The following is a 14,242-nucleotide window of genomic DNA, read 5'->3' on the forward strand; positions in this document are numbered from 1 at the left end:
TTTTTCATCGCCTCTCGTTGTTTTGAGCAAATAAAAAAGCTACCGATTATGATTAACCGATAGCTTTTTTATAATATAATTAATTAAATTTTATAAACGGAGCCCGTTCTCCATAAATATATCCATAAGAGATATTAGGAAACTTTCCTTCCACACTTACTGGAATTTCATAGCCAGTTGCTTCACAGTATTCACCTAATTTTGCTAATTGCGGTTCGTCTCTTAAATAAAAAGATGGAGAATAAACATCTGCTACAGTAAAGTAATTATCTTTACTGGTTGGCTCATAAGCTAACCACATTCCATCCACCAAAAACACAGGATAAATATGATTGCCAAAACCAAGTCCATTAGAAGGTAATCCAACACACGCCGCTAATAAATACGCTGCATTAGTATATCCATTACAATCTGCTTTTCCATCTACAAGGCAGCTGTAAGAATACTGCGTACCTTCATGGTTTAGATAATCAGCCTTTGTAATTCTTTTTGCAATCTGTACCGCTTTTTCGTAATCTGTTGCATTTCTCCAATCAAAACTGTTTAAGAAGTTCCGTATTTCCAATGTCAGACGGTTCAGCTTTTCTTGATCCACCCCCTCCAATCCTGTAGTTGGATAGTCCGTCAATTTTGCAATAGCAGCCAACTCCTTTCCATCACCAAAATAGTTAAGAGAAAGAGGATCCCTGTTTCTGATGGCAAGATCCAAAGCATACTGCAAATGATTATTTGACTCATAGAAGAAGTTATTCGGATCGCTTTTCCAAGCAGTTGTACCAGTAACCGGACTGGTCACAAACCATTGTTCCATATATCCTTTTAAGGGATATTGAGGATCATAATTACCTGCGTTAGCCTTAGCTGGCATGCTGGCATACTGTATCTGCACAACACCATTCACAACCCACGCTCCATCTGAATTAACTGAATAACCGTCAGGAGTGGTCATGTTAGCAAGCATCTTCCCGGTCGTATCAAAGAAGTAGGATTTTCCATCAATCCAATTCCAGCCTGTTGCATAAGAGCCATTATCATTCTGGTATTTCCACACAGCACCTTCCTGCTTCCACTGTCCTGCAAAAGAAGTTATAGCTGATCCAATTATTAAAATAACTGATGCAGCAGCCGTCAATAATTTCTTATTCATACTTAAATCCCCCTTAAAACTTATTTAAAAATTCTCTTTCAATTTAGTCATCATAACACATAAATTACATGTGTCAATCAGCTCATGTTTTAATATGTAATTTTTTTAATCATTTTCTATCAGTTAAATATATTCGGTTGTCAAAGTACAAGATCACTATTTTATCCCCTAATTAAATGGCAAATCTGGATCAGCCACTCCATCAGATATATTCATAAAGCTGTCCCCTACTACATTAGGCGATGCTGGCCTGGAATTATCAGAAGATACATTCCTGCTATCAGCAAATTCCTGTTCATCCACAATGATATCCGTTGTATATACTCTATTTCCGTCCTTATTTGTATAACTCCCAGTCTGGATTCTTCCGTAAATCAGTACTCTCATACCCTGGCGGAAATATTTTTCTGTAAACTCACCTGCTTTGTCAAATGCAACGCAATTGATAAAGTCAGCTGTCTGTTCATTGCCGTCCTGATTCCTGCGGCCTCTGCGGTCAACTGCGAGAGTATACCTTGCAACTGCCATAACATGCTCTCCTTGGGAATATCTTACTTCTGGGTCACGGGTTAATCTCCCCATTAAAATTATACGATTCATATTTTCCTCCATTCCTCCCTGCCCCTATGAGCAGGGGTTATGTATTTTTATTATGTTGTTTTACTGTACCCATTGGCCTTTCTTATTAACTGTATATCCATCTGGTGTAACAGTGCTGATTAAGAGTTTACCTCTTGTTCCATCGGAAGCAGGGTTAAAGAAATACCATGCTCGCGCTTCAGCTTGTCCCGCTTCACCGGGTATGTACTGCCACCCGGTAAGCATTTGGCCCTGAGTTCCGTCCATTTCAGTTTTTAAGTGATAAGTATTTCCATCTGGATCTGTTAGCCAGCCTGTCACCATAAACCCATCTCTGCCAAACCGAAACCAGGAGGCTTTTTCCTGCTCTCCGGTTGCGTATGGGTTACTGATATATGCCCATTCATCAGCATACGTCCGGTTTGACGCAAAGATCCATTTTCCATTTGCCACCTGTGTCCAGGTTCCCGTTACTGCTCCAGCCGGAGCTGCTGGCCCCTGTGTATTCCCTGCAGTCGTTACTCCCACGGAGTGGGCACTGCTTCCGCCTCCAGAGGAACCACTGCCTCCGCCGGAGCTGTTGGAGGTCGTATTGTCTATTACCCTAAAATTAAGAGTAACAGTTACCGGATCAAACATCTTTCCATCACTCGCAGATGCATAAACTGTTACCGCTGCGGTTCCGGTATATGGGTATTTTGTCATGGCCTTCTTAATCCAATTCGCCATAACCTCCTGTTTTTCATTATAAACTACAGGAGTCGCGTTTCCTTCCTGATCCACAGTAAGGATACTGGCATCAGAGGAACGCCATAGTACATTCTTCATATCCTGGATTCCGGAATAAATGGTAGCATTGAATTTCTTGCTTTCAAATCCTTTCCATGAATAAACGGGGTTGCTTGATCTTCCTGTCTTTGTGAGTATCAGGTCATAGTTCTCACCTTCCCGGTCTGCCTCGATGCATTTTGCCTGGAAGGTTAATGTAATCTTACAGGAAGCATCTTTCTGGCCATCTTTTGTTACGGCCATGATCTCCACGTTCTTTTCCGACCGATACGGCGCCTTTGAAAGTGCTTCTCTGATCCACGGTGCTCCGTCAACCGGTGCTACATTCCCTTCCTGATCCACCGTTACTGTTTCCGGATCGGAAGATATCCATAAAACGCTTCGATCATAGGGCTTATGCTCTGTGGTATCCTCCACCTCCGGAAGAACGGCCGCGGACAGTTTTATCGTTTCAAAGCCAAACTTTTGGACTGTTACGGAATGGATGTCCCCTGCCTTTTGATACCCAAGACTATAAGAAAGCGCTGTCCTATCCAGAGTGATCCCTTCCGGAATGATCCTTGTCTGGTCATCGGTTACAAACTTTACGTTTACCTGGCATGTGGCAGAAGCCTGATTTCCAAGCTTGTCCTTCCCATTTACCATTACAATTACCTCCCGGCTTCCGGCTCCAGATATCTTTGCATACTTATCACTCTCCCGGATCCCATTATCCGATGCCATGATATTTCTGATCCAGGCAGAATCCTTTCGGACAGAAACTGATGCCTCCCGGTAAGCTTCTAGATCCTGAGATACTAGGGCCACTGCAGGGTCCGAGCTTGTCCAGGTCACTTCATCCCTGGAGAAAAAATCAGGTGTAAGTGTAGCCGTTAATGACTGGGGTGCCGTTACTGACACGATTTCCTGTGGATTAGTCCGGTCCCCGGTTAAGGTTCTTGTTACGGTATATGTAAGGGCCTGTTTATCTAGGTCGGCCCCCTCCGTTGCCACTAAGGTATTATCCAGGATCTGATATGTGACATTGATCCGGCTGTTCGCCATACAGGGCTTACCTTCAAAGGAAGCGGAAGGCCTGGTCTGTGCTGTCAGGACCGCAACGCCGCCGTTCTGGTGTCCGGCTCCATAAATTGTATTGGGGATCTTATACTGGTAATTCCCTTCCGCCTGGGTTCTTTCTGCCACTTCTGTGATGCTTGTAAAAAATGAGGAAGAAAGGTTTACAGTAAGGCTGGCTGATTTGGCCGTATAGCCATCAGTCCCCTCATCATCATTTTTTGCCAGGCTGATAAGCTGAGGATCGTCAATGCTCCATTTCACCCGGCCGTCCTCTACGTCATTATTGGCATCAATGATGGCCTTGATATTTACTGGTTGAACTTCGGTTCCCTGCTCTAACACTCCGTTGATATAACGGGCAATTAGCTTCCCTTCCTTATTCCTGATCTCTGTGGTCTTTACTGGGCTTTTCCGGTTACCTGTCCTGGTCTGTACTACTGCAAAAGAATAATCCTCTGGTTTCACCTCGATGGATACTGCCACCTTCTTATAAACCGCTGATACAGATATATCCTCCTGCGGCATCGAAAAGGTATAGGCATGGCTGTTATCCAAATAAATAGTACTCTTCTTTACTCCTTTACTGTTTGAGTAAGTTGGAGTACCCTCCATCTGGAACTTTTCTGTATCCGTATTCTTTGGAGCTGTTGTTACGTTTACTGTTGTCCCGGCTGCGATGGCACCCCGATGTTCCTTATCAAGAGCTCTGGAGTACTGGGAGCTTCCCCTCACCTCCAGGGTAGCGATATTGTAGAAGTTCTGACCATTTGCCGCCGTATCGATCTGATTCACATTTAACAGATACCCCCTCACGGGGCGCCCCAGGGAATTTGGGGCAAAATGATCCAGAACGTAATCCCCATGTTGCTCATCCACGATGGTCAGAATGCCATTTTCTAATTCTTCGTAAAAATACCGGTCTGATATGGTCTTTTTAACCCCGCCCTGCACCAGGGTATAATGCAGATCCCCGGCATGCCAGTAGCCTACATGCGCAGCATAGGTATAGTCGTTATCATCACTGATCTCTGATCCGCATACATTGGAGCTGATCTTGCTTTCAGAATCCGTAAACAGATAGGCCACATCTTCTATGTAATTAAAGTTTGTTGCGGCTCCCTGCCTGGTTCCGATAAAGGTCCCCTCTCTTGCCAGGGAGCCAAGCTGAGAGTTTCCGATGGTCCCCTCAAACCGTGCCACTTTAAGTTTCCCGGCTGCATATCTTCCGGCGATCCCTCCGATAGCCGTTGAATGGTAACCGCCTATGGTTCCGCTTACATGCGTATTGTAGATATAGGCTGCATTCTGGTATCCGACAATCCCCCCGATATAGCCTGTTCCCTGGATTCTGGCCGTGGTTCCGTCCCCTGTGGAAACATTAGAGTCCACGATATAAGAATCTGATGCAATTCCGGCAATCCCTCCAACATAAATCACATCCGCTCCGCCTGTGGAATCAATCATCAACTTTTCACAAATAGCGTTTTCAATGACGGTACCGCTGATCTCTCCGGCGATTCCCCCTGCAATGCCGGTAGATCGGATATAGGCACTTTTCACGGTAACGTTCCGAATCTCGGAATTCTCAGCATACCCGGCCACAACTCCGGTGCGGTCTTTTCCCTTAATCTCACTGCTGTCCGGTATGATAGTAATGTCATGGATCCCCGCATCCGAGACTGCCCCAAACAGCCCTACATTATTAAAGCTGGCGAAGGAATTAAGCTTTAAGTTTTTGATGGTATATCCGTTCCCGTCAAACTGACCGCTGAAGGGATAAGGGACCTCACCGGCATTTTCAGAGGAATCCCTGTAAAAACCTATGGGTATCCAATCCAGTCCCTGTAAATCAATGTTTCCTCCTAGGGCAAAATAGCATCCGGAATAGTTACCGGCATATTTCATCTCCCCAGACTCCGGAACCATCATTCCCATGGCGGTCAGCTCCGAAAGGCCCATAAGCTGTTCCCTGTTCTTAATAAGAAAGGGTTTTTCTTTTGTACCTTCTCCCTGGCTCCCGCTCAAGAATTCAAAGCTGGTCTTTCCTGCCCAGGCATCCCAGATATCACCCAGGGAGCTGAAAGCGGTGGTCTTTACCGCTATTTTAGTGGGAAGTATCGTAGATGCATCTTTTGGTATTTCTTCCGCTTCAGAAGGAGTGGATTCTCTTAACTCCTCATCCATCTTTCCATCTGTATCTAAACCGGATTCCAGATCCTCGTTGGTCTCTTTCTCTTTCTCTTTCTCTTCCTCCACCTCCTCATTGTCTTCCGTAATCCGGTCCGCCTCGGATGAAGTGGCTGTCTGAACTGTTTTTTCTACGATCTGACCATTTTCCGCATATACTGCCCATGATGGCAATGTACTGGTACTTATTACTATGGTTGTACAAAGCAAGCTGGCGAATCCTTTCATTCTTTTTTTCATATTCATTTTCCTTTCTCTATTTTGTTAACCCGAATACGTCCTGGTATTTTCTCAGCCAGTCCATCTGCTCTTTATCTTCCAGTTCCCTCTGCTCCGGATTCACTGCTAGAATACGACTAAAAAAGAAACCGGATAACGTTAATACAACAATTCCAAACATAATAATAATGATTCCCATAGATCCTCCTACCCCTGTGGAATTGCCATGGCTGGCCGGATTCCAAAGCTCGTCTCATTTACACTTACCGGCTGAATATTTCCATCTACCAGGCTGACCACATAGATTCCGTCTCCATAAGGAAAATCATTTAGTCCGCCATCCTGCGGGGTACGGAGATAATATCCCTTAGAATAAGCGGAAGCCTGTGTTAACGGATTGTTGATTTCACTTCCGTTAAACCGCCAGAGAACATCCCGGTACTTAAGTGCCTCATCCAATGACAAAATGAATACTTTATCCTGCAAAAGCTGAAACATCTCTTTCATAGCCATCAGGTTGTTATCATTGAACTGTTCATAGCTTCCCTTCCAGGTGGCACCTATATATGACCTGGTGATCCCAATATAGGTTTCATAGACAAAATCAGCCTCCGCATGATTCAGAAGCCATTCCCGAATCTCTGAGTATTTATAATTGTTATTAGATCCAAAACTCAGTTTATTTGATAACCCATCAATAGCTTGCCGCGTTTTCTCGAGTATGTCTGACCGGATCACGCTGTCACATAAAAACAATGCCGTCCGCTGGAAGTTGCCCATTGCATCCTCATAATCTTCATCAATGCAACGAAAAAGATAGACTTTGTTACCAATTGTCCGGGCCTGTACATCTCCGATGCTGTAATGCATGTTTTTCGGTATTTCAATGGCTGGCCTATAACATACTTCACAGATTCCGTCATGACTGAAATCTATATGGCCGGTCGCTGGCAGCATTACGGTTTCTTCTTTTCCGCACTTCCGGCATCGAACCGTTTCATATCCGTTTTCTGTACATGTAGTATTGACCTTATCTGTAAGCTGATAATCGTGGCTGCAGATGCTTTCATCATAGGTTTTTTCAAACCCAACCCTCACAATCGTATATTTCTCATTTACTATGTTGAATTCGTCCATGACCAGCTCAGATAGATTCTTAATGTTTTGGAATATCTGACTTATGATCACGGTACTTGGCACATGCCCCTTTGCAATGAGATAGATTTCTTTCCGTACCGTACCATCAGCCATTGACACCAGATTAAGAAGCCTTTCATTGCTTTCCTCTATATTCTTAGTAATAAGCTGCTGATTGGATGGCTCCTGACCGCTAAGCATAATGTCAGCATCCTTAGCAATTCCAAGCCATTTTTCCAGCTTGGCCTTGGCTTCCCGATCCTGGTCCTCCTCTTCTTGGAGGTAATTTCCTTTCTCATACTCAATATAATATTTCTGGGTCCCATTGCCGTTTACAATGACACTCCACGGACTTGATACAAGGGAATGATAATAATACCGGTCTGCACCTAAAATGATTTCCGGAAAATCAACGACAAGGAGCCTATCCTCTTCCGTCTGACCCTTCTGGACTTTCAATATCTCGTTGCTGTGATTTCCCTTTTCAATAAAATAGAGATTCCAGTCAACCCTTCGGGCCTCTGAAGGGGAGGCCACACCTTCTTTCTCGTAATAGACATTCAGGAGCATATGATCGTTGGTCAATTTAAAGCGTTCCTTCTGACCCTCGCACGGCTTATAGCCATAGATAACCGGCTGCGTGATAGCAATCAGCTCTCCCTCCGTACCCGTACCAGCCACAACCTGTAATATGGTTTTTTCCTTAACATCCATATACCGTACCGTGTAACTGTACTGATTTATTTCCTTCTCTGGTTCGTTGGTTTCCACCGAGGGTTCCTCCATCGCCGGCAACCCTGGAACAGCTTCTGCTTCTCCCGCACCTGGTATCAAATCTTTGGGACCACGGTCTGACTTAGTGTCCTTATCTGTTTTTGTACTTCTTCCCCGGCTTCCTGATCCTCCACCTCCAGAGCCACTTCTAGAAAGTTTATTTTCCGAAGCTGCCTCTTTCACTATGACTGTTTGTATTCCTTTTCCAGGTACATATCGTACTGTACCATCTTCATCGGTCCAGGCCCCAACAGAATCTACGGTATACCCATCCGGCGTTTTTTCATTTATGTACAGAGCTCCTTTGGGATGGTTATTTTCAGATAGGTCGGACAGGTAATAGCAACATCCATCAATCCATTGCCAGCCGGTTAGCATTTTCCCCTTCGTCCCGTCAGAGACAGGGTTTAAAAAATACCATTTGCCGTCAATCAGTCTCCAGCCAGTAACCATATAACCAGTATCATCAAAGTAATACCACTCCCCGTCAATCAGCCTCCAGGTATTCTTTTCATAAATCTGATCTACCTCATAGGCCCAATGGTTATCCTTCTGTATCCAAGCACCATAGCTTGGAATTGAAACAGACATTACTGCCAGGGCAACACTTAATAAAGTAAAACATTTTCTTTTATTCATTGAAAAATTTCATCACTCCTTACTATTTGTTTTTTCTCCTTCCAAACAGACTTTTTTATAAATCTCTTATATTCAATTAAGATCTTTCAAGCACTTTAATTTTCCCGCATTAAATAGGATAATTTGGTATGCAACAATGTATACAGACTGTTTGCTCAAGAAGGGATATATGGTTCCTGCAGGGTATAATTCCTCAGGTTGTTCCCAATAAAAAAGAAGACTAAAAAAATGATATTTTGTTTTAAATTAATTGATAAAAAATATGGAATGTTATGGAGAAATAAATATTATCCAAAAGAAGTAATGCCTGAATTGCAGGAAAAGAGATTGTCATACCACATAAAAGTTCATGTCTTTTATAGAGACTATACTTTGGATCTCTAATAAATAACTAGACTTGCTCTAAGCAATATTCAAAAATGTAATGCATAAACTTAAAAATACGCTAATAATGGAATAAGATAAAATCAGAATATAAAGAAATGATATGAATAAGAAATTTGAAAAAACAGAAGGTAAAATATACCAACACAGGAACAGTAAAATACACTGAATAAGTTCCTCACCGTCTATATGAAAATAAACCGTAATAAGTAAAATTTACAAAATATATAATATTAAAAATGGAATTAAACGAATTGGGATCATAGAAAATGAATTCAGAGATGAAAGACTATTGTCTGCCTTGTCAGACGATTATATGATACCAGAAACATATTTGAATAAGCCAGGTTTAGATAGGATTCTATTCAAAGTAAGCCCATGGCAATACAAAAATTCAATATACCTCCTTCCGGAATAGATCAGACAAAGATATAAAAACAAGAAGTCCATATATCGATGGTGAACCATCAAACGACCCAAATAAAGCCTGATAACATATACGATTTAACAATGTATTAAACGGGAATATTTGTCGATACTGACTTGAAAAATCAAATGATTGCTGCATATACCAAGAATATTGCTTCTTACAGTATACAACAAACCGTTCAGAAAATCAACATGCTCATGTAGAATATATGAAAGCAATATTCTGCATCAAGATACATCACTTTCATAAGGTCCTATGGTAATTCCTTCTTTAGGTCATATCATACAGCTCTTAATGTTCCACAAACTGGCATAGAATCCAATTTCGGACTAAAACGCACATAAGCATTGCATGAACTTTTAAACATAATAATCTAAAAGCGGGGGCTCTCATAGACTATTTCAAAGATATTATTATCAAAAAAGAGCTTGCTCCGGAGGTTCATTATGAAACTCCGGAGCAAGCTTATGAGGATTTTTTTAACATTGAATATGGCTATCTTTTTAATTCTAAGTTTCAGAATCCCTTAATTAACTCTCCATTCTTTGGTTCAAAGCGTCCGGTGAAGAAACGCAGAACTCCAGGCTCATATACCCATTTAAGACCGCTGATGTCATGTCTCACCTGATACAACTGGATCATTGCGTCAGCAACATAGTCCAGATGTGCATATGTATAAACCCTTCTCGGAATGGTCAGACGGATTGTCTCCAGCTTCGGCACATGGTTCTCTCCTGTCTTGTTGTCTCTTCCTGCGGAGATTATGCCGCGTTCCATGGTTCTAACGCCGGAGTACTCGTAAACAGCAGCTGCCAGAGCCTGAGCCGGGAAATCCGTTTTCTGATCCAGATGGTCTAAGAATGCACGGGCATCTACGAAGATTGCATGACCACCGCTTGGCTTAACCATAGGAACTCCTGCTTCATCCAGTTTCTCGCCAAGGTAACGGATCTGATTTACGCGATGGCTGATGTAGTTGTATTCCATTGACTCTCTAAGACCAATTGCCATAGCTTCCATATCTCTTCCAGCCATTCCGCCGTAGGTAGGCATACCTTCATACTGTACGACCATTCCTGTTGCACGGATATATAAATCTTTATCATTCATGCAAAGGAATCCGCCGATATTGGTCAGACAGTCTTTCTTTCCGGACATTGTGCAGCCATCGCCGTAGGAGAACAATTCGTGGACAATTTCCTTAATGGTTTTGTCTTCATAGCCTTTTTCTCTTGTCTTGATGAAATATGCGTTTTCCACGCATCTTGTGGCATCAAACATTACCTTAATGCCATACTTATGGGCCATCTCGGATACAGCCTTTATGTTAGCCATGGAAACGGGCTGCCCGCCTGCCAGGTTTACTGTAACTGCAAGGCAGATATATGGGATCCTGTCTGCACCGACTTCGTCAATAAGAGCCTGGAACTTAACTAAGTCTACATTGCCCTTGAAGTCCAGGATTGCATTTGGATCATGGGCTTCGTCAATAACCACGTCGCGGAAGGTAGCACCATTGTGTTCCTGATGGAAGCGGGTTGTGGTGAAGTACATGTTTCCTGGCACATAGTCTCCTGGCTTAATGGTAAGAGAAGACAGTATGTTCTCTGCACCGCGTCCCTGGTGGGTAGGAACTACATATTTGAATCCAAATAATTCTTGCACAGTCTCTTCTAGATGATAAAAGTTCCTGGAGCCGCCGTAGGCTTCATCACCCAACATCAGTCCTGCCCACTGTCTGTCACTCATTGCATTTGTTCCTGAATCTGTCAGAAGGTCAATAAAACATTCTTCTGATTTTAGCAGGAAAGTATTATATCCTGCTGTCTTGATGGCTTCTTTTCTCTCTTCTTTGTTAAGGTTGCCCATAGGCTCTACCATCTTAATTTTGAAAGGTTCTGGTGCAAATCTCATCATATCCATTACTATTCCTCCTTTAAAATGTTTTTATTTTTCTTTTTAATTGAAAAATTCTTCTCATAATCGTCAAGCGATGCAATAGCCTGGCCTGACAACGGGATGATTGCCAGCATATTAAAAATGGTCATCAGCCCTACTCCGAGATCTCCTAAATCCCACACAAAGCTGTATGCAGCGATTCCGCCGATAAATAGCATCACCAGTGCGAAAATCTTATATCCTGTCTGAGCAGCCCATGTATCCTTGAAGATATAAGCCACATTGCTGCGCGCGTAGTATAGAATGCCAATAAATGTAGAAAAGCTGAACAGGAACAGGATAATTGCGATAAAAACTACTCCGAATCTACCCAAGTGATAGTTCATAGCTCCCTGCAAAAGATCCATTCCCTCTAATCCTTGGATAACCTCAGCTGGTGCCAAAAGCATCAGGAATGCGGAACAGCTGCAGATTGCCAGGGTATCGATAAAAACGCCCAGAGACTGAATCAATCCCTGGGTTACCGGGTGATCCACCTCGGCAGCCGCTGCTGCACAGGGAGCGGAGCCGCTTCCGGCTTCGTTAGAAAAAAGTCCGCGCTTTACTCCATTCATAACAACGGCTCCCAACCCTCCGCCTACCAGAGGCTTAAGTCCAAAAGCCTGAGAAAAGATGTTGCCAAACACCCCCGGAAGCTGAGTAATGTTCTTGGCAATGATGAAAAACGTAATTGCGATATAGGCACATGCCATAATTGGCACAACCCTGTCGAGTACCTTCACTGTGGCATTTTTGCGGAGCACAATACATGCGGAAACTGCAACCAGAACCACAGTAGTAGTTATCTGCGGAATACCAAATGCATTATTAAAGGCAGTAGAAACTGAGTTTCCGATTACCTGACTGATACCTGCCCAGCAAAGCAGACCTGAAAGTGCAAATGCAATTCCAAGAAATGTGCACTTACAACCCTTTATGTAATACGTGTTGCCGTCCATTGCCACGTACTCTGCTTCCTTTTGAACATCCTGTACAAAGATATCTTCATGCTTCACCTTTGTAATAAACCGGATTCTGTCCATAAAGTAGGCCGGTCCACCTCTGTATCCTCCATAGAGTGGATCCTTTTCTTTGTAAATCTGCGCCAGTGTCGATTCAATGAATGAAGTAGACGAACCTATAATAGCAGTCACCCACATCCAGAATACTGCACCCGCTCCACCAAATGAAATAGCCGCTACCACGCCTGCCAGGTTCCCCATACCCACGCGGGTGGCCGTGGCGATAATCAGTGCCTGAAGACCGGAAATTGAATTCTGATCCTCTCCTGTCTTTTTCCTTAAAGTCGCCCGAATCATTTCAGGAAAAAGCCGGAATGGCAGGAATCTCGTTTTTATAGTGAAATATAGTCCTGCGGGAATCAATAAGATTACCAGCAAGGATATGCCGAACTTGGTTTCACCATTTGAAAATTCCAGAATGAACATGTCGCCCCACAACAGGTTATTTAGTGCCATTACAATCTTTACGATATAATGCACCAGCCATTCAAATAGTTGCATTACCCCATCCTCCTTCTCATATTAAATTGTCTTTTTACCTTCTTTCCGTTCCATTGATGCATGATGTGTGATGCATCATGCATCGTTGTGTTTATTATACATTACTATGCAAATTTGTCAATATTTATTTATAATTTTTAACTATATTTATATTCCTAACGTTCTGGGAAATATATAGACAAATCAGATCAACAGTTGTCCCTTTTATTGCTTTTAAGAAAGATTTATAGTAAACTGTAAAATACAAGCAATTCAGACAATCAGGAAGGAGACGAAGATGAAGAATACTCTTGTGAAAATGACCCTAAGCGAACAGTTATACAACATTCTAAAAAATGAAATCATGAGCGGAACCATTCCTCTGGGAAGCAAAATTACAAATAGAGAACTGCAGGAGCGTTTTTTAGTTTCCTCCACACCGGTGCGAGATACTATCAACAAGCTTTATCAGGATGGCCTCGTAAAAGAGGTCACAAAAACAGGTGCCCAGGTAATCAGCTTTGACTATGGATATGCGGCAGAAATCAATGAATTCATTGCGGCTATCTCCTGTGTAGCCCTCAATATGACCATTGCCAGGGGAGCAGACAAGGAAGTGACAAAGCATCTGAAAAAATATCTGAAAAAGCAGGCAATTGCCCCGGATGACGATGCCTACTTTGAGGCAGACTTCCATTTTCACAAGTCGTTCTTTGATTTCTGCGGCAACCAGTTTCTGAAAGAAACCTACAAGAGATACAATCTTATCCGCTTCCTTCTGATAAAGTTTGCTATCCGCACAGCTGAGGACCGTTCCTGCTCTACCAAGCAGCACAGAGATATCGTCGATGCCTACAGCTCCGGAAATTTTGACCTTGCGTCCGAGCTTCTTGAGCAGCACTATATCCACGGCCTTTCACTGATCAAGGGATACAATCCATAAGAAAAGCCATAAGACTAATGACTGTATCCGTACAGAACAGCATTGATCTCATGAAGGGTTAGCCAGAATTGCACCCTTATACCTTTTAAACAGGGTTTCCACATAATAAAACCGATAAAGGAGGTAGCTGATATAATCAGCTACCTCCTTATATTTTTATTCACTTCAGGCAGCATGTCCTTATATCTGTACAGCAGCTATACTCTGTAAAAAGAACGACTATACTGATTGTTCCTACTAGATCTAACAACATCAGTGCAATGATACTAAACTAAAAAACAGCTGGCAATGCTAGATTATCCGAACCGTCAACTTATATGAGATATTATTTCTCTAAATCGAAATTCAATTAGAAAATCTCTGCCACTGAATCGTAAAATGAGAACTGTCCTGCTATCTGACTTCCGTTTGTATTTTCTAACGATAACCGCACGGCTGCAATCTCCACCAGCTTACCAGCTATTATGTGGTCCAATAGATTCCTCTATCTATGTATAACCTTGGCTCACCCACTG

Annotated in this window: 9 protein-coding genes; 1 reads left to right on the forward strand and 8 read right to left on the reverse strand. The window is 42.7% G+C overall.

All coding sequences use genetic code 11. The annotated features are described in order from the left end of the window. Positions 1–79: 79 nt before the first annotated feature. The 7 genes from H171_RS16880 to H171_RS16905 all read right to left on the reverse strand — a co-directional run bounded on the left by H171_RS16880 (position 80) and on the right by H171_RS16905 (position 12,805). Positions 80–1,147 (reverse strand): hypothetical protein, encoded by a 1,068-nt coding sequence (locus H171_RS16880; protein WP_100306179.1) that lies wholly within the window; start codon positions 1,145–1,147, stop codon positions 80–82. Between the two features lie 168 nt (positions 1,148–1,315). Beyond that, positions 1,316–1,747, reverse strand: coding sequence for a single-stranded DNA-binding protein (locus H171_RS16885; protein WP_100307561.1), 432 nt, complete (start codon positions 1,745–1,747; stop codon positions 1,316–1,318). 60 nt (positions 1,748–1,807) lie between these two features. Continuing rightward, on the reverse strand, positions 1,808–6,001 hold the full coding sequence (locus tag H171_RS16890) for a hypothetical protein (protein ID WP_100306180.1): 4,194 nt from the start codon (positions 5,999–6,001) through the stop codon (positions 1,808–1,810). 16 nt (positions 6,002–6,017) lie between these two features. Beyond that, positions 6,018–6,179: a hypothetical protein gene (locus H171_RS24200; protein ID WP_157803176.1), complete on the reverse strand. Its 162-nt coding sequence runs from the start codon at positions 6,177–6,179 to the stop codon at positions 6,018–6,020. Between the two features lie 8 nt (positions 6,180–6,187). Next, a complete protein-coding gene (locus tag H171_RS16895; RefSeq protein WP_100306181.1) occupies positions 6,188–8,530 on the reverse strand; it encodes a DUF6273 domain-containing protein in 2,343 nt (780 codons plus the stop codon). 1,330 nt (positions 8,531–9,860) lie between these two features. Next, positions 9,861–11,267: a tyrosine phenol-lyase gene (locus H171_RS16900; RefSeq protein WP_100306182.1), complete on the reverse strand. Its 1,407-nt coding sequence runs from the start codon at positions 11,265–11,267 to the stop codon at positions 9,861–9,863. Between the two features lie 2 nt (positions 11,268–11,269). Continuing rightward, a complete protein-coding gene (locus H171_RS16905) occupies positions 11,270–12,805 on the reverse strand; it encodes an alanine/glycine:cation symporter family protein (protein ID WP_100306183.1) in 1,536 nt (511 codons plus the stop codon). A gap of 277 nt (positions 12,806–13,082) precedes the next feature. On the opposite strand from H171_RS16905, the gene H171_RS16910 reads away from it, so the two are divergent. Beyond that, positions 13,083–13,727 (forward strand): GntR family transcriptional regulator, encoded by a 645-nt coding sequence (locus tag H171_RS16910; protein ID WP_100306184.1) that lies wholly within the window; start codon positions 13,083–13,085, stop codon positions 13,725–13,727. Between the two features lie 349 nt (positions 13,728–14,076). On the opposite strand, the gene H171_RS24740 is transcribed toward H171_RS16910, so the two are convergent. After that, positions 14,077–14,202, reverse strand: a complete 126-nt coding sequence (locus H171_RS24740) for a hypothetical protein (protein ID WP_278282747.1) — start codon at positions 14,200–14,202, stop codon at positions 14,077–14,079. Positions 14,203–14,242: the final 40 nt, after the last annotated feature.

This window comes from [Clostridium] celerecrescens 18A (assembly GCF_002797975.1).
GTDB lineage: Bacteria > Bacillota > Clostridia > Lachnospirales > Lachnospiraceae > Lacrimispora > Lacrimispora celerecrescens.

Bases quoted from the DNA above. Each gene is read 5' to 3' on its own strand.
- H171_RS24200 (WP_157803176.1), bottom strand. From the start codon at position 6,179: ATGGGAATCATTATTATTATGTTTGGAATTGTTGTATTAACGTTATCC.
- H171_RS16910 (WP_100306184.1), top strand. From the start codon at position 13,083: ATGAAGAATACTCTTGTGAAAATGACCCTAAGCGAACAGTTATACAAC.
- H171_RS16905 (WP_100306183.1), bottom strand. From the start codon at position 12,805: ATGCAACTATTTGAATGGCTGGTGCATTATATCGTAAAGATTGTAATG.
- H171_RS16880 (WP_100306179.1), bottom strand. From the start codon at position 1,147: ATGAATAAGAAATTATTGACGGCTGCTGCATCAGTTATTTTAATAATT.
- H171_RS16890 (WP_100306180.1), bottom strand. From the start codon at position 6,001: ATGAAAAAAAGAATGAAAGGATTCGCCAGCTTGCTTTGTACAACCATA.
- H171_RS16895 (WP_100306181.1), bottom strand. From the start codon at position 8,530: ATGAATAAAAGAAAATGTTTTACTTTATTAAGTGTTGCCCTGGCAGTA.
- H171_RS16885 (WP_100307561.1), bottom strand. From the start codon at position 1,747: ATGAATCGTATAATTTTAATGGGGAGATTAACCCGTGACCCAGAAGTA.
- H171_RS16900 (WP_100306182.1), bottom strand. From the start codon at position 11,267: ATGGATATGATGAGATTTGCACCAGAACCTTTCAAAATTAAGATGGTA.